Origin of the sequence: Peptoniphilus catoniae, from assembly GCF_901447155.2 — a bacterium.
Classification (GTDB): domain Bacteria; phylum Bacillota; class Clostridia; order Tissierellales; family Peptoniphilaceae; genus Peptoniphilus_E; species Peptoniphilus_E catoniae.
Genome location: NZ_LR588414.1, coordinates 106,656 through 127,536, shown reverse-complemented (window position 1 = coordinate 127,536; position 20,881 = coordinate 106,656). Strand labels below are relative to the sequence as shown.

The window sequence follows — 20,881 nt, the reverse complement described above, 5'->3', positions numbered from 1 at the left end:
GGCAGTCCGAAGACTGCCGATATTTATCTTTCTGCACCTTTGCTATAGTCTTTCTTATTTGACTTAGCTTTGTCATCTGTCTTAAAGCTTTTTATTTGTCCTAATATGGACTTTTACCCTTGTCTTGACTCTTTACTTGTTCTTTTGCTTTTAAGAGCTTAGAAGACAAAATACGAACGTTCTTATGTTCCTTTCCGTTGTTATCAATACTTGTTTTTACTTGTCCGAAGATTTTAACAAAATATCCTTGTTTAAGGCTCTCTATATCTTTTGTCTTATCTCCATATGTTGAGCAATTGGTATAAACTTTATTTCCATCGTCATCTTTTGACACAATTGAAAAGTTGCTTACTTTAAACTTTTCTCCATTAGCATTTTCTCTTTCAAGATTTTCTACTTTGCCAGCTATATTACCCACGAGATTTATAAGATCGTCTTTTTCTTCAATATCACTGGCATTTTCAACAATCTTACCTTGTTCTTTCATATCATCAATCATATAGTCAAAGTCATCACTTAGTAAACCTGTTGTGTCATTGTTCATATATAAAACATAGACTTCTTCAAGTGCTTTTTCATCATTGACACCTTTTTCTATACTCACAAGTGCTTTTATAAAATCCTTGTAGTTATCATTCATCATTTCTTCTAAATTTTCTCTAATATCTTTGTACTCCATATTTTCCTCCTTGTACTAAATAAGGAGAGCCTTTCGCCCTCCTCTATCGTTCTTGTCCTTTTTCACTTTTTTCTTGATTTTTATCTTTTTCTTCTTCCGCTTTGAATTTTGATATTTGTCCCAATATTGATGGTTTCTCTTCTCTTGCGTGAAGATTATCCTCTACATCATGAGTTGATTCAAGGTAATCACTATCTTTAAAATCATTGTCATACCTATCTGGTATTCCGTCATTATCAAGATCTTTTGCTAGTGGATCATAGAAGTTTTCCTCGTCAATTTTTTCTACTTCAATCTTTTCTATTATCTTTTCTACAAAGTCTTCTTTAGCAGATAGTGGCATACTTCCATGATATTGTATATCTTCAAGAACAATATTATATAGATCCCTAGTTTCAATTCTGTGTGATGAACAAGCATTTACTCCATATTTTTTATATTAAATTTTTTTCCATCAATAATAATTCATAGATGTCTGATATAAAACTCCAACCCTACTTTATTTTATATCCTATTTTAATTATATTTCCATCACTAATAAAGCATAAAATTTCTGATAAAAATTTCAAAACTACTTCAAATTCATTTTAAATATCAGCTTTAAATTCTATTTCAAATTCATTTTTATATTTAATTATACACCCTATCACCAACAATCTATATTGTTATAATAACATAGAAAGAAATTTTACCTATGATTAGAAAAATATCCTAGGTTCCACCTATTTAAACTTTAGTTATACACCTAATTAAATTTTTATAATATATGATGTTATTATAAGCTCCAAAATTATACAAACTTTTTTATAAAACGAAAAAACTATCTCCCAGTGCTCTCACAGGAACACGTGGGGATAGCTTTTTTAATACAAATTTTATTCGACCGAATGTTTTAAATATCCGTAGCCTTTCTTGTCCATATCTTCATAGGGAATAAATCTCAGAGACACACTGTTGATACAATACTTTAGTCCCCTTTCCTTGGGCCATCTTCGAAAACGTGGCCCAAATGGAAATCGCCCGACCTGCTTTTTACTTCTGTCCTCGTCATATTAAAAGAAGTATCAGTATTGTATTTCAAAACACCTTCTGAAATGGGTTTTAAAAATGATGGCCAGTCGCAACCAAAATCAAACTTATCCGTGGAAGAAAAAAGTGGCTCGCCCGTAACAATATCAACGTAAATTCCCTTTTTGTAATTATCCCAAAACTCATTGTTAAAAGCCGGCTCAGTTGCACTTTCCTGGGTAACCTTGTACTACTCATCAGTCAAGGTCTTTTTTATTTCTTCCTTTGACGGCTTCTTGTAATCTTCCTTGTCAATTAAAACTTGGTCTGCCTTTGACAAATCTATATGACAATAGCCGCCAGGATTTTTGCCAGATAATCTTGGTGGTAGTCCTCAGCTTCATAAAAATTATTTAATTTTTTAACCTCGACTACAATCTCCTTGTTATATTTTTTCTGCTCTTTTTTGAGCCTGTCCTCGATAATCTGCCTGTCGCTTTCATCTACATAATAAATCCCAGTCCTATATTGGCTGCCAATGTCATAGCCCTGTTTATCCACAGATGTAGGATCAATTACCATCAGCAGATAACGGATGAGCTTGTTCAAGGAAATTTTATTTGGATCATAAAAAACTTTTACGGTTTCAGCATGACCAGTCTCACCAGTGCACACTTCCTTGTAAATCGGGTTTGCGGTCTTTCCGTTTGCATAACCGCTCACAGCATCATAAATGCCGTATATCTTCTCAATAAAGGCCTCAATGTCCCAGAAACACCCGCTATCAAAATAAATTGCAGACAAGTCTTCAGGATTAATATCCTCTTTTGCTCCTGTCGATTCGGTTTTTATATCAGCATTTTTTCTTGTCTTACTGTCGGATTTCTTCTACAAGATACAAATAAAATCGCAAGCACTAAAATTATAATCATAAATTTATTTTTCATTGTTCGCAATTTCCTTTTTTAATTTATACCCGCAAAATAAGACTGCTTAATAAAAAGCAAATATTCTCCTCCAATAATCCCAAAAAAAAGTTTAAGAGTCCATCTCCTAAGCTTATAATCTTATAATTTATAATATGCAAGGCCTAACAGACCCCTGCCTGTGTGTACCGCTAATGTCGGTGCTATCTGCTCTTCAACATAAATCTTTGCTCTCGCAACCTCATCTTTAAGCGCTTCCTTGGCTAGCATCAATGCTTGTGGATTTGATCCATGGCATATAGCTAAGTAATAATCTTTGGTGCCGCTAAGTTCCTTCTTAACTCTTTCAATAAGTTTTTTTTGCGCCTTTACAAAACCTCTCACCTTGTCGATAGCGTAATAAATGCCGTCCATATTGCATGTGATTATTGGTTTTATATCTAAAAATTGACCTATGACCCCTCGAACTTTGCCTATCCTGCCGCCATTAATTAAGTTAGTTAATTCCGGTATAGCAAAATATGTCTTAGACCTCATATTGTCTCTATCATCTGTCATTATTTTAATAATATCATCAGCACTGTCACCTTCATCTCTAAGGCTTGCAGCTCTGTAGCCGTAAAAACCTGCGCCTATGGCAATGTTTTTTGTGTCAAAAACTTTCACCTTGCCGTCATAATCTTCAGCTACAAGATTGCAAAGATTATTCGTACCGCTTAGATCTGATGATAGTGTGATGATTAAAACTTCATCGACACCGGATGCAAATTCTTTATCAATTGTTTCTCTTACTTCTGATAGCGATGGTGTACTTGTCTTAGGAAATTCCTTATCAAGCAAGTCATAAAACTCATCCTTTTCTATATCAATTAAATCCCTGTATGATTTATCCGAAAAGTTAACCCACAAAGGCAGCATAGCTACATTTAATTTTTGATATGCTTCTTTTGGCACATCACAGGCCGTATCTATAATTAATCCTAATTTACTCATTTGTCCTCCTTAGCTTTTAAAAGCTCGTATTCCAATAGTTTTTGTGTGATAACTTTAGTACAAACGTTCACTATGGCAAGCGTCAAACCATTCCTATTGTCAAGATCTATATTGATAGATGCTGTGCCCTCCATGTAGGGCTGCTTTGCTTCTCCAATATATTAATGACTAGTCTCAATACATCTTCCGCCTTGTTGCAAAAATAGTTGTATGACTCTTCTATAGAGCTCTTTTTAAGCTTGATTAAGACATAAGGCCTTAATATTTTATTATAAAATACCATGTCAACATAATAATGAGTGTTTCCTAGGGTTGCTCTTTGTTGGCTGCCTACATACATAAAACCCTTACAAAGTTCAAGCAAAAATTTTTCAATATGGTCTATCAGTGCTTTTTCTAAATCACTTTCCATCATTGGCTTTTCTTTCGGTAAGCCTAAAAATTCAAACACATAAGGGTCTTTTACAAGGTCAGATGCCTTATTTATTTCATTTCCTTTTAAGGCTAGGTCTAGGACTTTTTCTTTGTTTTCTTCTCCAGAAGATAAGAGCAATCTTTCAAAAAGGGAGGTTTTTAATTTGCCTTTTAAGTTTTCTCACCGACCAGTTTGCATTGATACTCGCTTTTTCTCATCGCTAATGGATAAGAGCTCGCAATAATGGGGCCGGGTCAATTTGCCAGATATAGGTTTCTCATATTCTGTAAATTAGACCTTGAAAATTCTCCGCCATATTCTCTTATAAGTTGTCTTAACAAGTCGTTTATAATCTCTTTGCCATACTCCGCTCTTTCTGAATGTCCTTGCTCATCTTCTACGATAATGCGTCCAATCTCCCAGTAAGTTTGCACCAAAATGTTATTGACTTCTCTTGCAACTTCATTCCTTGCCTTATCCATCAATGTTTTTATGCTATTAAAAGCATAATCACGGACCCTATCTATGTTATTTTTGTTATTCATACAAGCGCCTAGTTGACCTCTTAATTGCTTTAATTATATCATAAATATTGCATTTTTCAATTTTATATCCTCTCTACATTGGTATTTTCCAGAATTTCGATTATTGAAATTCTGGATTTCCGATTTTCGAAATTCTGGACTTCTGCTTTTCGAAAGTCTTATTTTTTTAGGTATTCAAGGGCGTGGCTATTCGGTACTCCCTTTAGATTTCCCTAGTCATATCTTTTTTATTTGGTTTTCCAAGTCCTTGTCTTTTCTTTTCTATTAATCCAATTTCTGATTTTGTATCAAGTTCATTCATAATTTTTAAGGCTTTATCATTTGCACAGTTGAATTGTTCTTTAATAGAGTCCATTGTGTAATAAATAAAAACTTTTCCATCTTCATCTATCCAGCCATTTTTATATGAAAGACCCATTCGATTAAGCATATATGAATACAAAACTTTAGCTTCGATAGAAATGCCCTCAAAAATTTCATCTTTCATTAATACCATAGGTAACCTAATGAAGTTATACATCTCAGATTGCCTATTATAAAAATAATCAAAAGTCATTCTTACCTCCTTTCTCTGAAATAAAAAAAGACGACAGAATTATTGCTTTCTATCGTCTAAAATTTTTAGATTAGTAGTTTGCTTTCCGTAAGCATATCTGTTTAACACTTTTCTAGTAAAACATTCCTTGCATTCTCTTCTGTATCGTCTTTTTCATCATAGCCATCATAGGGTGCTTTGGGGTCATGGACCTTGGGTTTTCTTTTTAACCCATTGCAGATCTCATCTGTGTGAGAAAAAGCAAAATCTATACCATCAGTCCAACCTGTATGACCTGTTATAATTTTTAACTTTAAATTTCTCTTTCTAAGTGTTTCCTCTAACTTTTTAAGGGATTTAACTTGTAATTTTTTATCTTCTGCAAGAATGTTCAAAAATGCGTAGCCACCATCTGCTCCAAACCAAATCGTGTCACCTGTAAATAAATATGCGTCATCAATCAGATAGACAAGATGTCCCCAAGTATGCCCTGGTACAAGAAATGCTTCTATCTTAATGTTCCCAATATAAAAGACCTGCTCATCATCAACTAATACTTTTTTATTTTCTATGCGAACTTGTGGCAGTTTAACTAATCCGCCAAATACTTTACGCTTTTTACGACCTTCTAAATATTCATTTTCGATTTTTCCAATATATATAGTGGATTCGCTAAACAATCCATCGCTGCCTTTTTCAATAGCTCCGACATGGTCTGTGTCTTGGTGTGTAATTAAAATTTCCTGAATATCTTTTGGATTGATATTAAGCCACTTAATTTTTTCTTCTAACCTATCATAATTATAGCCTGCGTCTATCATAATCGTGTGATCGTCTTTTTTATAAAAATAAATATTAGCAACATATTCTCTAACACAACTTACTCTCTCATCAATGTATCCTGTATTTAATGGCTTAAATAATTCTTTTCCTCGAAACAGAAAAGACATGACTTTTTCTTGTATTTTAGATTCTATTTTTGACATAAATTCTTGCCCATACTCCTTTCCTACAAATTGCATTTTTATTGATACTCATCCTTGTATTTATTCACTTTCCTTATCTCTTTTTATTTCACATTCACATCATTAAATTGGATACTCTAAGCAGCACACCAACTCTTTATTTTTTGAGTTTTAAACTTTGGTATAAGTCTTGAACTCCTTGTATTTACATAACTATTTGCCTCTATCACTATTATGACACGAAACCCCATAAAAAAGTCTAGTACAATATCATTTTCTATAGTGCTTACTTCAAGAATATTTTTAATTAAATTTTCTGGCTTTGCATATCCAAACTCATCTCTTGAAAATAGAGCATCAATTTCATCATTGCCAGATTTATTTTTAGAATTTGTCATTAAATCTTCAATAAGTTTTCTAATTAAAAAATCACTATTTACAGATGTTGGCTTTCCTCTTCTATCATCTTCTTCTTTAAAAATTCGTCTGAATGGGAGTTCTCCTGACATAAATTCATAGTCATCAGGGAATCCTATCCCACCACACTTATAATAATAGTCAAATGTATCTTTAGTTATTGCCCAGGATCTTTTAGGATTCACTAGATATTCTTTTCCAGTTCTTGGATTAATCATAGTGAAATTTGAATTAGGGCGTTCCTTTGGAGTCGTTTGTTTTGTTAAATCTGCAATTCTCCAAGGTCTTCCCGGGAAATCATCAGTTTCATAGTATTTTCTATCTACTTTTCGTCCTACTACAGAATCACGCTCAAATCCCTTAGAATATAATAAAATCCAGTCAAAGTCTTGAGAAAGGTTAAATGGTACGTCTGATTTTCCATCTCTTGATTTTCTTGGTAGTGTTGCTACAAAATGTTCAGCGCCAAATATGTCATCACATAATATTTTTAAATAATGAAGTCCATCATCCCCTGTATGAATCCATATAGTTCCAATATCCTTAAGTAGTTTCCATGACATCTCTAATCTATTTTTTATAAAAGTTAACCAGGTAGATTTATGATAATTAGAATTATATTTAAAAGCATCCTCTTGAATTTTCTTTCTAAACAAATATGGGGGATCAATATAAATACACTTCACTTGTCCCTCATATCTTTCTAATAAAGACGATAAAGCAAGCAAATTATTTCCTTTTATAATTAAATTATCATCTTCTTTAAATTCTATATTTTCTTCTATTCCTTCATTGGTGTATCTCTTAGCATTACCTAAAACTTTTGGAGCAAGAAGCCTATTAACCTGGTCTGGGGCTAATGTTTCATTAAAAAAATCTCATCTCTTTTTTGATCTTCTTTGGTTTGTCCACCTTCAAGGACGCAATCTTTGTAAGGCCATACCAAGGAAACATCTTGTTTTTGACTAATTAAATTATTATTAGAATCAACAAGACCTATCTTATTTTTATACATAGTAAAAGAATCCGGGAGAAATTCTTTTGATTCTAGGACCCAAACGAATTTATTCTTATCAAATACATATATATCATCAACTTTTGTAAAGAAAACATCTTTCAACAATTTGTTACCGAGAAGTGCTTTCAATAAATTTTCGTCATTACTTCTTGCAGCATCTCCTACTTTTGTTTTTATTATCTGATTCTTTTCTCCAACAAATCTGTCATCTGCGCTCAAAACATTTTTTAATTCATCTAAAAATTTCATATACTAGCTTACAGCCTCCATACCATCTTAATTTACGCATCCAATAACTGAACAAATCTTTAAATAATTTCTAAAATTATACTTTTTACTTTGTTATTCCCCAGGAATCAACATATATACCTTAAAGAATAGCTTTTTATGTTTGTTCTAAACTAATCAACTTATCATATTTATCCCAAACAATTTAATACGGGATTATCATGTTTATGTTATATCATATAGTAAAATCTATCGACTTTTCTAAGTAGCTTTTACTTGATTATTTCATCAAGGCAAAAAGACCGCAAGTCATAGCTTGTGGTCTTTTTGCTTCTTCTTGTTTCTGTTTTTTTACTTGGCATAAAAATTCCTCCTGATTAGTCTCTCTTTACCTAATCAAGAGGTTTATATTCATAAATTTTAACTTGCCTCTAACATTTTTATTTATTCTCGTTTGTGTAGATTCTTTTTCCCTTGGGAGATTTTTTAGGGTAGTCTAGAAACTTATTTAAAGCAAGAAACATTTCATCACTTGTGACATGCTCTAATAAATCTGATTGGTCATGGACAACTTCCCCATCAAGACCTAAGACATTAACAAGGAAAAATTCCCATATTCTGTGTTTTGATAAAACTTCCTTAGCAGCCCTATCTCCTAGGTCACTTAGATATATCTTGTTTTTATCTTGGATTACTAAGCCATCTTCTACTAGTTTTTTAATCATTTCACTAACAGATGGCCTGCTTATTGAAAAATAATCAGATATGCTTTTATTATTTGTATATCCCTTATCTTTTGAAAGCCTGTATATGGCTTGGATGTAATCTTGCCTGATAGAATTCATAGTTTACCTCATAGTGCGTAATCTTTTAACAAATTTATATATAAGATTCTACCCTTTTCAGTTAGTTTATAAATGTCTCCATCAACTTTTATCTTTTTTTCTGATATCAAAATTTCACTATATTTTTCTATATCTTCTTTTCGCCATGATAGATGCTTAGCGATTGTTGTAAGTCCTAACTCATCACTTGCATTTGCTCTTTCTTGATGGTTGCCAACGTGAATCACAAATGTATCCTTTTTAAATTCCACATGATTTTTCTTACGCCTTAATATTTTCATCAAAAATCCATTTTTGTTAAATAAAAATGTAAGAAGAAAAGTAATCCCTGCCATGGTTGCTGACATTCCAGACATGGATAGGTTGAAATACATGGCTAATAAAAATCCTAAAACAGAATTTATTATTGAGTAAAGGACTGATATTAGGATCATGACCCTTAGATTTTTGCTTATCAAGTATGCACTTGCGGCAGGTGCTATTAGAAATGATATTACTAAAATAGCTCCCACAGCCTCAAAGGCGACCACCGTTGTAAATGAAGCAAGGGTCATTAGGGCGTAGAATAAAAGAACTTCTGAAAATCCTGCAATTTTTGCAAATTCTGTATCAAAGGTTGTTAGTTTTAGCTCTTTAAAGAAAACTATAATAAAGGCTAAGTTTAATATCCCTATCACAGACATTTCAAAAAGGGATTTTGGAATTTCATAACCAAAGAAATTCATAGTATTTAGAGGTGCCATTATGACCTCTCCCATGAGGACGACGTCCACATCAAGGTGGACATTTCTCGCATACTTTGTTATAAGTATAACTGCCAAGGCGAAAAACATTGGAAAAACAATACCCACAGCATCATCATTTTTTACAAGTTTTGTCTTCGATAAAGATTCTATAGAAAATACTGTTATTATTCCAAAAAGTGCCGCCCCAAAAACTAGGTAAACTGAGCTAATATCCTTTACGATAAAATAAGCAATTACAATACCAAGAAGTATTGAGTGGCTTATAGCATCAGCTAACATTGATAGCCTCCTCAGTACCAAGAAAACTCCAATAATACTGCAAGCTATAGCTGTGACTAAGAGCACTAATAAGGTTTGGTAATTCGATATAAATGAGTATCTTAGAAAATCAATCATATTTTTTCCTCACAATCATTTTTCTCATCCCCCTTGGACCAACTAGCATTGATAATAATGATATAAAGCTCATTATCAGAATAATTGTAGATCCAGTACTCATACCGTCATAGGCTGTGGAAATATAGGTACCTATAAATGCAGAAATTCCACCAGATACTCCTGCAATTATTAACATAATATGAAACCTATCTGTCCACTGTAGGGCCGTAATTGCAGGAACTATAAGCATGGATGAAATCAATATTGCTCCAACAAGTTTAAGTCCTGTTGTAATCAAAAGCATAGTCGCAATTAAAATCACAGTATTCATCAACCCTGGATTTATTCCAATTGTTTTTGCATAAACTTCATCAAATACATAGACTTTTATTTCCTTATAAAAGGCTATGAGCATTAAGATTGAAAAAATTGATACTATAAATATTATCTTTACATCGTTTTTCATAATGTAAGAAGCCTGTCCAAAAATATAGTTTTTAAGACCAGATTGGGAAACTCCAGCATAGTCAGGATTGCCTTGGATAAAACTTTTTAAAACCATGCCTAGTCCAAAAAAACTTGATAATACGATGGCTAAAGTAGCATCAAGGTCTATTTTTGAGTTGTTTGAAATAATATCAATTAAGAAAAATGATATAGCACCTGCAAAGGCAGCCCCAAACAAAAGTATGATTGGGGATTTTTCCATTGATAGCATAAAGGCAATGACAATGCCAGGATAGGTACTATGACCTATAGCATCACCTATTAAAGACTTCCCCTTTAAAACGCTTATTGAACCAATTATACCAGTAGCCATGGCTAGAATTATTGTGCCTAAAGCTACTATTATAAATGAATAATTTCTTAAAATATCCATATCCTTACCTCACAAAGGCCTTGTCAACATTTTCTTTTGTAAAAACTTCAGAGACTTTACCTTGAGCTATTACTTTTTTATTTAATATTATGATATGATCGAAGTATTTTTCTATAGTGTTTAAATCGTGATGAACAACTATGGATGTCTTTCCCTTCATTTGAGAATCCTTCATAAAGTCAAATATAACTTTTTCTGTCACCTTATCAACACCAGCCAGTGGCTCATCCATGAAATATATATCAGCATCTTGGGCAATAGCTCTTGCTATAAAAACTCTTTGCCTTTGTCCGCCTGATAATTCTGAAATTTGTCTGTTTTCAAAATCGTGCATACCAATTTTTTTAAGGGCGGATCTTGCAAGATCATAATCATGCTTACTCGGTCTTTTGAGCCAACCAAGATGGACATACCTACCCATAAGAACAACGTCTAGAACTGTTGTTGGAAAATCCCAATTTACAGATGCTGTTTGAGGTATATAAGCAATTTTTTTCTTAACTTCTTCAAAAGATTTGCCCATAATAGCAACTGAACCTGATAACTTTTTTTGTAAATTTAAAATTCCCTTTATTAAGGTTGACTTTCCTGCTCCATTAGGGCCAATTATTGCTGTAATTGAATTATTGACTATTTCAATATCATTATCCCAAAGAACAGGCTTATCTGCATATGCAATTGTCATATCCTCTACTTTAATAATTACATCTTTCATAAGCCACCTATTTCAAGTTTTCCACAATTAAATCGACGTTGTGTTTGTACATATCTATATAAGAGTCGCCTGCTTGACCTTCTGGTGCTAGAGAATCTGAAAATAATTCCTTGCCTTGGCCTGATACAACTTCAACATCAAATCCTTTAGCGTTAACAGCTTCCTTTAACTTTTCCATCCTCATTGGATCAGTAGTTGATTCTGCAAAAATAGCTTTAATTTTATTTTTTACAATAAAGTTTACAGTATCTTCTATATCTTTGTTCGCAACTTCACTATCAGTTGAAACTCCTTGGGGTGCCTTGACAGGAATATTATAAGCTCTTGAGAAATAGTTGAAGGCATCGTGTGGGGTAATCAGAAACCTACTAGATTCTGGAATAGAATTTATTTTTTCTTTATTTTCTTTATCCAGGTCATCAAGCTTAGCTAGATAGTCTTTTAAATTTTTTTCAATGTTCTCTTTTTCCTCAGGAAGAAGTTTTTCTAAATCTTCTGCAGCATTTCTTGTTGCTTCCTTATAAAGATTTATATTAAACCAAAAATGTGGATCAACTACAACTTCTCCATCTTGCTCCATCTCCCCAACATCTTCCTTTTTAAAGCTTCTAGCTACTGCAGAGCCTCTCTTTTCTAAAACATCAACCATCTTTCCCTCAAAATGTAAACCATGATATAAAAGAAGGTCAGCCTTCTTAATCTTTTCCAAATCTTGTGGCTTTGCAGTATAAAGGTGTGGGTCCTCGCCAGCAGGAATTATAAGTTCCCTATCAACCTTATCCCCAACTAAGTTATATACCATATCATATAAAAATGAAGTTGTAACGGTAACAATTTTTTTCTCCTTTGATTGATTGCTAGTATCTAAAGCATCTTTATTATCATTTTTTGAACAGGAACTAGCAAAAATAAGTAGCGCTAGCATAATAAGTATCTTTTTAAATTTCATATTTCCTCCATGAATTAATATCTCGATAAAAGTTAGGCGTGCCTAATTATTTATATTGTAGCTCTTCAATTTATTTTTGTCAATTATTTTTTGATAATAATTATCATTTGCATATGGATAAGAAGATCAATCTATATTTTAAGGGGATTAATTTATTAAAACAATAAAAAAGTGATGAGCAGAACAGACTTACCCATTCGCCAACACCAGCAAAGTAACTCTCCCGAATATTGTATTATTTCCGGGAGAATTTGATTTCTTATTAACTTTATTTGTTTACTTTCTAATATCCATCTTTAACGCTGTCATTATAGTCGATTGTTTTTTCAATTTTAAGAACTTTTAAATCTCTTTCAATCGTACTTACAGATACCAATAATATATGAGGTAATTCAATAGTTCTTATGTCGTCTGTCCGTTGTCTTTAACTTTTTACCGTCATTTTTACCCTCATTTTACCCCTCATTTTGACCGTCATTTTGCTTGTCATAATTTAGATTTTTTAGAATTGTAGTTAAAGAAGATTCTGTGGATTAAACTCTGTCCTTAATCCTTCTTTATAATTTTCTTCCACATTCCTTTTGAACTGTCAATTTTAAGTTTACAGTTGTTGGATTTTCTAACTAATAGTTATTAAGTATTGATTTTGCCTTAGTCGCTATTGTAAATAATTATTTCCTCAAGCCAAAAAGACCGCAAGTCTTAGCTTACGGTCTGATTTTATCTTTCTCTTGTATTTACTTTTATTAGCCTAGTTAGTAGTCTTTCTGGAAAAGGAGTTATGTTTATAGAATTTTTTCTTCAAAATCTCTGCAACTAGGGCATAGATTACGGATATGCAAAGCATGGAAATAAACGCCTTCAGTGGAAGTGCAATTAACCCAAGGTAAGAATTAATGGGACTGTATATTATTGAAATTAAACACAAACTTATAAGTACTATGGATATTATTAAATTCTTACTTGGTTTGCTTTTTATAACTGGTCTTGCAGTTCTAACTATTAACATAACAATCATGGCAGAAATTACGGATTCTAACATCCAGCCAGTTTGAAAAAGTTTTTCATCAGCCTTAAAAATAACCATCAAAACAAAAAATGCTACATAGTCAAAAAGAGAAGATGTTATTCCGAATACTATCATAAATTTTTTGATAAATTTCATATCCCATTTTACCGGGTTCTTTAACCAATGTTCGTCTACCGAGTCTGATGCAATTTGTAAAGAAGGAAAGTCTGTAAATAAATTTGTAAGAAGAATTTGTTTTGGTAATAGTGGCAAAAATTTTAAGAAAAGACTTGCCCCTGCCATTGAAAACATATTTCCAAAATTTGCGCTCGTTGCAACAAATATATACTTCAAAGTGTTTATAAAAGTTCTTCTGCCTTCTTTGATTCCAGATAACAATACTTTTAAACTATTTTGTAAAAGAACGATGGATGCTGCATCTTTTGCCGTATCAGCTGCTGTATCTACTGATATCCCTACATCTGCTTGCTTTATAGCCGGCGCATCGTTTATCCCATCGCCCATATATCCTACAATCTCTCCAGCTTCTTTATAGGCCCTAATAATCTTTTCCTTTTGATTTGGACTTATTTCAGCAAAAATATCAATATCTACAACTTTTTTGTTCAGTTGACTTATAGAATATGAATCCAGCTCTTGGCCGAGCAAAATTTTTTCTGGATTGAGTCCTATTTGACTTCCAATGTTTTTGGCAATTTCTTGATTGTCTCCTGTTATCATTTTTAAAGAGACTCCTAGAATATTCATTTGCTTTATTACATCCTTGACATCATCTTTTAATGGATCAATAAACAATAAGAATCCTTTGAAAATCATGCCTTCTGCCTTTTCCTTTTGAATGTTAGAATCATCACTTAAAACCTTATAAGAAAGACCCAAGACCCTGTAACCTTCACTTGAATATTTGTCAAATAAATCAAATATTTGAGCTTTAACTTCACTGATATTGCCAATAGAACCATCAGACTTTTCATAAAAATTACTTATACTGACAATGCTTTCAAAGGCTCCTTTTGTAATCATCAAATTTTTATTTGCAAAATCAGAGTCAGCCTTCACCATTACACTTAAATTTTTATTTTCAAATGAGTAAGGAATTTCTAAAAGCTTTTTATAGCTAGAAAAATCATATTTGTTTGAACCTAAAATAGCTTCATCAATTGGATTTGAATATCCTTCTTGAAAATACGAATTAATAGCCGCAAATTTATTTAAACCATCAGATTTTTCGCCATTAAAATTTAATGCTCTATCAAGCTTGACCTTTCCCTTTGTTATTGTTCCAGTTTTGTCAGAGCACATAATTGTCATAGACCCGAAATTTTCTATTGAATTTAATTTTTTTACTATTACACCCTGTTCAGACATTCTATTAGCACCTTCTGACAAATTCACACTAATTATAGCTGGCAACATTTGAGGGGTTAAGCCAACAGAAAGAGCCAAGGCAAACATAAATGATTCTAAAAAAGATTTATTTAAAATAATATTAAAAATAAATATTAAACCTATTAAAAGAGTTGTAACATGTATGATTAAATTGCCAAAATCCTTTATACCCTTTTCAAAATCTGTATCGTTATCCTTTTGGCTAAGAGATGAAGTGATTTTGCCAAACTCAGAATCCTTTGCCAGATTAACTACAATTGCCTTTCCTGAGCCGCTAATAACATGAGTGCCCATCCAAAGAGAATTTTTTCTTTCAGAAAGATTAGTGTTGGCAGGTATTTTTGTTGTCACCTTTTCAACAGGGAATGTTTCACCAGTTAAGCTTGACTCATCAGTAGAGAGAGAATTATCCTCAAGGAGCAAACAATCGGCTGGTATCATATCTCCTATTTTTACATTTATAATATCGCCAACCGTCAAATTTGCATTGTCAATTTCTTGGAAAGTACCGTCTCTTAAAACTGAAGACTTAACGCTGACAGAAGAAAGGAGTTTCTTTAAAGAGTCATTTGCCTTGCTTTCATGAAGATAACTCAAGAAAGAAGAAAGTAAAATTATTACTAAAATAATGACACCATCAGAATAATCCTTTAAAAACATAGATAAGATGGCTGCAAAGATAAGTATCATAATTATTGGACTTTTAAATTGAGACAAAAAAATCATAAAATTAGATGTAGATTTCTTTTCCTCAAAAATATTTTTGCCATAAGTTGCAATTCTGTCCTCAGCTTCCTTATTTGACAAACCAGATTCACTTGAATTTAGTTGTTTTAAAATACCATCTTTGTCATATGACCAAAAATCTTTCATACCTGCCTCCTAGTCATTTAAAAATATATCAAAAAGATTAAAAGCAATAAATAATTATAGAAAATGTAAGGGATAGGCGAAGTAAAAAAACCAAAAGGAGGGCCTTCAAAATGGACCTGGTTCGCCATTTTACCAAAAATTATTCCCATTCTTCTTTTCCAAACGTATGATACATCCCAAATCATTCAAAATACTAGATTCTATTTTTTAGAGTACCACTAAATCCATCTAATTATAGGACGTTTTCAAATTTTTAGTCCCGTCCCAGTCCCAGTACCGTACAAAAACTAATAATATTTAGAAGGTAACATAGGATACGCATCACTTGTCAACTCTTTCTTATAACTTATTATTTATTCTTATTTATTAAAAAATAACACAAAGAAGGCCCTATTAAAATAAAATATTACAGAAATTTCCCTCATTAATCAAAAGTCACCGATAAAAATTCTGACATGAAAATTTTCTCAGTGACCTTTTTGTTGCCTTTTAAGTTATCTTTTATATTTTGTGTTGTAGCCTTCATTCTCTTTTGGTCTATAGGCGTTAGGATAGGCTTGGTCTGTCGAAACATCAAGAGATACTTTTTTAAGAAGTTTGTAGACATCGTAGGGATCATCAATGGAAATAAATTTATTTGCGTCAGCCTTAAAGCTGTAAGATGAATTTCCCCCTTCGCCATTATAAACTAGGATAATTGTGCCACGTCCCTTGATGTTTTCAATAAAATTTACATCTACTTTCAAGTTTGTAAGCTCTCTGTGCTCATAATTATTTACATCTCTTCCAAAAATCCCCTGGCTGATGTAAACTCTCTTGTCTGTAATTGCATATTCTATAGTCCCATAATTTAAAACCCTGTAAATCGGCATTAAAATTGCAAACCAGACAGGAAAAAGATGAATTATAAAGAAAATTATAAAAAATCCATGCATAAAGCTAAATTCTCTAAAAAAATTAGAAATAAAAAAGAAGTCAAAAATCCCCCAAATTAATGCAATTAAATAAATGCTTGGATTGCCTACAATATAAAGAAAAGCATTGGGCTTTCCTCGCCACAATATATTTTCATTGTCGTCAATAATTTTTTCAATCATAATTTCCTCCATTGCTTTCTCTTTATAAAGATAAAGCATTCTTGCCTAATATTTTATCACAAATATACTTGTGAAAAAATATTTGAATGGCTGAATCTCCCCTCATATCTGTAAATTTTTCCTTACATTTTTTTGAATTAAAATTTTAAAGATCTATAAAAATTTAGTAGCATAATTTTTGCTAATACCAAGTAACTATACATTCATCTTTGTAATTATTAGTTTCAAGAAATTCTTCAAGTTTAGATAGAGCTTTTTCTGCATATACGTAACCACCATAATCTTTATCAGGATCACAAAGGGACAATTCCACCTCAGTATATGGTTCTTCTCCATTTTCAACTCGCATCTTATTTATGCTATCCCTCATATCATTAAGTTCTGATCCAAGTATTTTTCGATAGAAATCTTTTTGTGAGCTTTTTTTAAGAAAAACCTTACCTTCTCTTAAATCTGCGACAATTTTCCCCGGAAATTCAGTTTTCCCTTCCGGATAATATTCATAAACAACTTCCTCATTTGAAAATGAAATCTTCTTTAAAATAACCATTGCACACCTCTTTTTATATTATAAACAAAAAGCTCTAATCCTAAGACCAGAGCTTTTATTTTTTTAAACCACTTGGAAACATTCCCCGAATTATTCTTTTTATTTTTTTACCCAAATATGTCCCGGTTGAACTTTTAAAGGTCTTAAAACCATTGATTTTAAACGGGTTTTACTTTTCTTGTGCTTATTCCCATTCAATTGTAGCTGGTGGCTTTGATGTTATGTCATAGACTATTCTATTTATATGACCTACTTCGTTTACTATTCTGTTTGATGCTTTATCTAAAACTTCATAGGGGATTCTCGCCCAGTCTGCTGTCATAAAGTCTGTAGTTTTTACTGCTCTTAGGGCAAGGGTATAGTCGTAGGTTCTAAAGTCTCCCATAACGCCTACTGTTCTGTTGTTGGTGAGAACTGCAAAGTATTGACTGATTTCTTTATTAAGTCCTGCCTTTTCAAGTTCTTCTCTAAATATATAGTCTGCATCTCTTAATAAATCGAGTTTTTCTTTTGTAATGTCTCCCATTACTCTTATGGCAAGTCCGGGACCCGGGAAGGGTTGACGGTTAACTAGGTAGTCGGGAAGACCTAATTCTTTTCCAAGTTCTCTTACTTCATCTTTAAATAGCATTCTTAGCGGTTCTATTATTTCTTTAAAGTCTACTGTGTCGGGAAGTCCCCCTACGTTGTGATGGGATTTAATAACTGCTGAGTCTCCAAGTCCTGACTCTATAATGTCCGGATATATAGTACCTTGTGCAAGGTAATCTACTGCTTTTATTTTTTTGCCTTCTTCTTCAAAAACTCTTATAAATTCTTCTCCTATGATTTTTCTCTTTGTCTCGGGATCTGTTATGCCTGCAAGTCTTTTAAGAAATCTTTCTTCTGCATCTATTCTTATAAAGTGCATACCGCTATCTTTAAATGCTGCTTCAACTTCATCTCCCTCGTTTTTTCTCATAAGCCCATGATCTACAAATATACAAGTAAGATTAGGCCCTATAGCCCTGGATATGAGTTTGGCAACTACTGATGAGTCTACCCCACCTGACAGAGCAAGAAGAACTTTGCCGTCTCCGACTTTCGCCCTAACTTCTTCTACTGCTCTTTGGGCATAATTTTTCATAGTCCAATTTGGATTTTCAGCACAAATATCAATTACAAAATTTTTTAAAATATCTTTGCCGTATTCTGTATGATTTACTTCAGGGTGAAATTGGAGAGCATAAAGATTAAGGTCCTTGTTTTCCATTGCTGCTATGGGACAGTTTTGTGTACTTGCAATTTTTTCAAATCCTTGAGGTAGGCTGTCAACTCTATCAACATGGCTCATCCAAACTGTTGAATCATCTTTTATTCCCTTAAATATTTTTGATTTTTTTATTTTAAGTTGTGTCTTTCCGAATTCTCTTTCTTTAGCTTCTTTAACTTGTGCTCCTAAAGTATAAGCCATAAGCTGCATTCCGTAACATAGTCCCAATATTGGAATACCTAATTCAAATATTTCTTTTTCAATTTTAGGAGATTTGTCTCCATATACTGAGTTGGGTCCTCCTGTAAAGATAATACCCTTGGGCTTTACCTCTTTTACTTTGGCAAGGGCCTTGTTATAGGGGACAACCTCACAATATACGTTAAGGTCACGAACTCTTCTTGCTATGAGTTGATTATATTGTCCTCCAAAATCTACGACTAAAATCATATTTTAACCTCCCGGTTCTTTTGTATAGTTATTTTAAGATTTTAAATTTTTATAGCTCTTCTACTTGTTTTTTTATATTTTCAACTGTAATGCCGAAATGTTTAAATATATCCGGTCCCTTTCCTGATGCTCCGAACTGGTCTATACCTATTATTTTTCCTTTAAGACCTGCATATTTACCCCAGCCGAAGGAGCTTGCAGCTTCTACTATAAGTCTTTTTTCGCATGTCCTTGGAATGACTTCTTTTTGATATGATTCAGGTTGCATTTCAAAAAGCTCTCTTGAAGGCATGCTTATTACTCTGACCCCGTCTTTATCCTTTGCAGCATCAAGGGCAAGGTGCACTTCTGATCCTGTAGCTATTATTATTTTTTCAAGATCTGATTTTTCCTTCTTTATAATATAGCCTCCCCTTCTTGCTTCCTTTGAACTTTCTTTAAGATTAGGCAGACCCTGTCTTGACAGAGCCATGCAAACCGGAGTATCCTTAGACCTCATTGCTACTGACCAGGCTACTGATGCTTCCTTTGCGTCTGCAGGTCTAAATACTATGTTATTAGGTATTGACCTTAGGGTTGCAAGCTGTTCTATAGGTTGGTGGGTAGGTCCGTCTTCTCCTACTCCTATTGAGTCATGTGTTAAAACATATATTGCCGGAAGCCCTTGAAGTGCTGAGAGTCTAAGTGCAGGTTTTAAATAGTCTGAAAATATTAAAAAGGTTGCACAATATGCTTTTAGGCCTCCGTGGAGCAATATACCGTTGGTAATTGCGGCCATGGCATGTTCTCTTACCCCGAAGCCTATATTAGATCCAAGTCTGTTGTCTGCACTGAAGCGTTCTCTGTTTTTCATTTCAGTATTATTTGAAGGTGCAAGATCCGCACTTCCACCTATAATTAAATCAAATTTTTCGGAAATTCTATTTAAGGCTTCTCCTGAAGAAGCTCTTGTTGCCATATCTTTTTCAAATTTATAAAAGTCTTCATCATCTAAAAAATCTAAATTAAATTTACCTTTAAAGGAATCTACAAGCTTTTTATAGAGATCAGGATATTTGTCCGCATAAAGCTTCTCTACTCTTTTATCCTTGTCATATTCAAATTTTAAATCTTTTTTTATTTCTTCAAAATGATTATATACATCTTCATCTACCTTAAAGGTTTCACTGCCGAAGCCGTAAAATTCTCTTGTAGCAGCCATGTCATCTCCAAGAGGTTCTCCATGGGCCTTTGACTTGCCGGCTCTTGGTGATCCGTAGCCTATTTGAGTTTTTATTTCTATAAGGCTGGGTTTTTTCTTTTCTGCTTTAGCCTCTTCTATAGCCTTTGATATGGCTTCTATATCATTTCCGTCTTGGACTTCTATAGTCTGCCATCCCAAAGCTTCATATCTTTGTGCTACATTTTCTCTAAAGGCTATGTCTGTTGAGCCCTCAATAGTAATATTGTTTGAGTCATATAAAACTATAAGCTTGCCCAGCTCAAGGGTGCCCGCCAAAGAGGATGCTTCGTTGGATATACCCTCCATAAGGTCTCCGTCGCCACAAATTACATAGGTGTTGTGATTTATAATTTCATATTCATTATTGTAAAGAGCTGCCAAATGACTTTCAGCTAAAGCCATACCTACAGCCATAGATATTCCTTGACCTAAGGGTCCTGTAGTGGCTTCAACTCCTACGGTGTGTCCGTATTCAGGGTGCCCCGGTGTTAGGGCGTTAAATTGTCTAAAGTTTTTAAGATCCTCTATTTTTAGACCATAGCCGTACAGATGAAGAATAGAGTATAAAAGAGCTGATCCATGACCTGCTGATAATATAAATCTATCTCTATTCATCCAATTAGGATCATCGGGATTTTTTTTCATTTTTTTCCATAAAGTGTATGCCATAGGTGCAGCTCCTAGAGGCAGACCCGGGTGTCCGGAATTTGCTTCTTGAATCTGATCTATTGAAAGCATTCTAATAGTGTTGATACTTTTTTGTTCTAAATTCAAAT

Annotated in this window: 17 protein-coding genes and 4 pseudogenes; all 21 read right to left on the bottom strand. The window is 33.0% G+C overall.

From position 1 onward, the window contains the following. Positions 1-23: 23 nt before the first annotated feature. The 21 genes and pseudogenes from PEPCATONIAE_RS03170 to tkt all read right to left on the bottom strand — a co-directional run bounded on the left by PEPCATONIAE_RS03170 (position 24) and on the right by tkt (position 20,879). Positions 24-679: pseudogene (locus tag PEPCATONIAE_RS03170) on the bottom strand (DNA-binding protein). A 43-nt stretch (positions 680-722) separates the two neighbouring features. Beyond that, positions 723-956 (bottom strand): annotated as a pseudogene (locus PEPCATONIAE_RS03165) (helicase); the annotation flags it as partial. A 690-nt stretch (positions 957-1,646) separates the two neighbouring features. Beyond that, positions 1,647-1,877: pseudogene (gene msrB, locus PEPCATONIAE_RS08660) on the bottom strand (peptide-methionine (R)-S-oxide reductase MsrB); the annotation flags it as partial. Positions 1,878-2,029: 152 nt separating this feature from the next. After that, positions 2,030-2,491, bottom strand: a complete 462-nt coding sequence (gene msrA, locus PEPCATONIAE_RS08655; RefSeq protein WP_246060422.1) for a peptide-methionine (S)-S-oxide reductase MsrA — start codon at positions 2,489-2,491, stop codon at positions 2,030-2,032. A gap of 263 nt (positions 2,492-2,754) precedes the next feature. Continuing rightward, positions 2,755-3,606 carry a DegV family protein gene (locus tag PEPCATONIAE_RS03155; protein WP_138159529.1) on the bottom strand — a complete coding sequence of 284 codons (852 nt, stop codon included), beginning with the start codon at positions 3,604-3,606 and terminating at the stop codon, positions 2,755-2,757. 106 nt (positions 3,607-3,712) lie between these two features. Then, the gene (locus PEPCATONIAE_RS08760) at positions 3,713-4,159 is read right to left on the bottom strand and encodes a PDDEXK nuclease domain-containing protein (protein ID WP_246060421.1); all 447 of its coding nucleotides are present in this window, start codon (positions 4,157-4,159) and stop codon (positions 3,713-3,715) included. A 116-nt stretch (positions 4,160-4,275) separates the two neighbouring features. Beyond that, positions 4,276-4,566 carry a DUF1016 N-terminal domain-containing protein gene (locus tag PEPCATONIAE_RS08755; RefSeq protein ID WP_246060420.1) on the bottom strand — a complete coding sequence of 97 codons (291 nt, stop codon included), beginning with the start codon at positions 4,564-4,566 and terminating at the stop codon, positions 4,276-4,278. 226 nt (positions 4,567-4,792) lie between these two features. Beyond that, positions 4,793-5,122 (bottom strand): annotated as a pseudogene (locus tag PEPCATONIAE_RS03145) (replication initiator protein A); the annotation flags it as partial. 101 nt (positions 5,123-5,223) lie between these two features. Further along, on the bottom strand, positions 5,224-6,087 hold the full coding sequence (locus PEPCATONIAE_RS03140; RefSeq protein ID WP_138159527.1) for an MBL fold metallo-hydrolase: 864 nt from the start codon (positions 6,085-6,087) through the stop codon (positions 5,224-5,226). 116 nt (positions 6,088-6,203) lie between these two features. Beyond that, positions 6,204-7,169, bottom strand: a complete 966-nt coding sequence (locus tag PEPCATONIAE_RS08640; RefSeq protein ID WP_246060419.1) for a DNA methyltransferase — start codon at positions 7,167-7,169, stop codon at positions 6,204-6,206. A gap of 170 nt (positions 7,170-7,339) precedes the next feature. Beyond that, entirely contained in the window at positions 7,340-7,750 is a 411-nt protein-coding gene (locus PEPCATONIAE_RS08635) for a site-specific DNA-methyltransferase (RefSeq protein WP_246060418.1), read from the bottom strand. Between the two features lie 419 nt (positions 7,751-8,169). Continuing rightward, a complete protein-coding gene (locus PEPCATONIAE_RS03130; protein ID WP_019116601.1) occupies positions 8,170-8,574 on the bottom strand; it encodes a metal-dependent transcriptional regulator in 405 nt (134 codons plus the stop codon). An 8-nt stretch (positions 8,575-8,582) separates the two neighbouring features. After that, positions 8,583-9,716, bottom strand: a complete 1,134-nt coding sequence (locus PEPCATONIAE_RS03125) for a metal ABC transporter permease (protein ID WP_138159526.1) — start codon at positions 9,714-9,716, stop codon at positions 8,583-8,585. Then, positions 9,709-10,578, bottom strand: coding sequence for a metal ABC transporter permease (locus PEPCATONIAE_RS03120; RefSeq protein ID WP_138159525.1), 870 nt, complete (start codon positions 10,576-10,578; stop codon positions 9,709-9,711). Before PEPCATONIAE_RS03120 ends, PEPCATONIAE_RS03125 begins: the two co-directional genes overlap by 8 nt. A 4-nt stretch (positions 10,579-10,582) precedes the next feature. Next, entirely contained in the window at positions 10,583-11,293 is a 711-nt protein-coding gene (locus PEPCATONIAE_RS03115; RefSeq protein ID WP_138159524.1) for a metal ABC transporter ATP-binding protein, read from the bottom strand. 7 nt (positions 11,294-11,300) lie between these two features. Then, on the bottom strand, positions 11,301-12,242 hold the full coding sequence (locus tag PEPCATONIAE_RS03110; RefSeq protein WP_138159523.1) for a metal ABC transporter solute-binding protein, Zn/Mn family: 942 nt from the start codon (positions 12,240-12,242) through the stop codon (positions 11,301-11,303). Between the two features lie 751 nt (positions 12,243-12,993). Beyond that, positions 12,994-15,534 carry a magnesium-translocating P-type ATPase gene (mgtA, locus tag PEPCATONIAE_RS03105; RefSeq protein ID WP_138159522.1) on the bottom strand — a complete coding sequence of 847 codons (2,541 nt, stop codon included), beginning with the start codon at positions 15,532-15,534 and terminating at the stop codon, positions 12,994-12,996. A gap of 494 nt (positions 15,535-16,028) precedes the next feature. Next, entirely contained in the window at positions 16,029-16,631 is a 603-nt protein-coding gene (locus PEPCATONIAE_RS03100; protein ID WP_138159521.1) for a PH domain-containing protein, read from the bottom strand. Positions 16,632-16,812: 181 nt separating this feature from the next. Beyond that, positions 16,813-17,181 carry a hypothetical protein gene (locus PEPCATONIAE_RS03095; protein ID WP_138159520.1) on the bottom strand — a complete coding sequence of 123 codons (369 nt, stop codon included), beginning with the start codon at positions 17,179-17,181 and terminating at the stop codon, positions 16,813-16,815. 184 nt (positions 17,182-17,365) lie between these two features. Then, positions 17,366-18,883, bottom strand: coding sequence for a glutamine-hydrolyzing GMP synthase (gene guaA, locus PEPCATONIAE_RS03090; RefSeq protein WP_138159519.1), 1,518 nt, complete (start codon positions 18,881-18,883; stop codon positions 17,366-17,368). A 49-nt stretch (positions 18,884-18,932) separates the two neighbouring features. Then, on the bottom strand, positions 18,933-20,879 hold the full coding sequence (tkt, locus tag PEPCATONIAE_RS03085) for a transketolase (protein WP_138159518.1): 1,947 nt from the start codon (positions 20,877-20,879) through the stop codon (positions 18,933-18,935). Between the last annotated feature and the right edge of the window lie 2 nt (positions 20,880-20,881).

Coding starts and splice junctions, on each gene's coding strand:
- mgtA (WP_138159522.1), bottom strand. CDS start 15,534: ATGAAAGATTTTTGGTCATATGACAAAGATGGTATTTTAAAACAACTA.
- PEPCATONIAE_RS08755 (WP_246060420.1), bottom strand. CDS start 4,566: ATGAATAACAAAAATAACATAGATAGGGTCCGTGATTATGCTTTTAAT.
- PEPCATONIAE_RS03120 (WP_138159525.1), bottom strand. CDS start 10,578: ATGGATATTTTAAGAAATTATTCATTTATAATAGTAGCTTTAGGCACA.
- PEPCATONIAE_RS03140 (WP_138159527.1), bottom strand. CDS start 6,087: ATGTCAAAAATAGAATCTAAAATACAAGAAAAAGTCATGTCTTTTCTG.
- PEPCATONIAE_RS03100 (WP_138159521.1), bottom strand. CDS start 16,631: ATGATTGAAAAAATTATTGACGACAATGAAAATATATTGTGGCGAGGA.
- guaA (WP_138159519.1), bottom strand. CDS start 18,883: ATGATTTTAGTCGTAGATTTTGGAGGACAATATAATCAACTCATAGCA.
- PEPCATONIAE_RS03095 (WP_138159520.1), bottom strand. CDS start 17,181: ATGGTTATTTTAAAGAAGATTTCATTTTCAAATGAGGAAGTTGTTTAT.
- PEPCATONIAE_RS03110 (WP_138159523.1), bottom strand. CDS start 12,242: ATGAAATTTAAAAAGATACTTATTATGCTAGCGCTACTTATTTTTGCT.
- PEPCATONIAE_RS03130 (WP_019116601.1), bottom strand. CDS start 8,574: ATGAATTCTATCAGGCAAGATTACATCCAAGCCATATACAGGCTTTCA.
- PEPCATONIAE_RS08635 (WP_246060418.1), bottom strand. CDS start 7,750: ATGAAATTTTTAGATGAATTAAAAAATGTTTTGAGCGCAGATGACAGA.
- PEPCATONIAE_RS03115 (WP_138159524.1), bottom strand. CDS start 11,293: ATGAAAGATGTAATTATTAAAGTAGAGGATATGACAATTGCATATGCA.
- PEPCATONIAE_RS03155 (WP_138159529.1), bottom strand. CDS start 3,606: ATGAGTAAATTAGGATTAATTATAGATACGGCCTGTGATGTGCCAAAA.
- PEPCATONIAE_RS03125 (WP_138159526.1), bottom strand. CDS start 9,716: ATGATTGATTTTCTAAGATACTCATTTATATCGAATTACCAAACCTTA.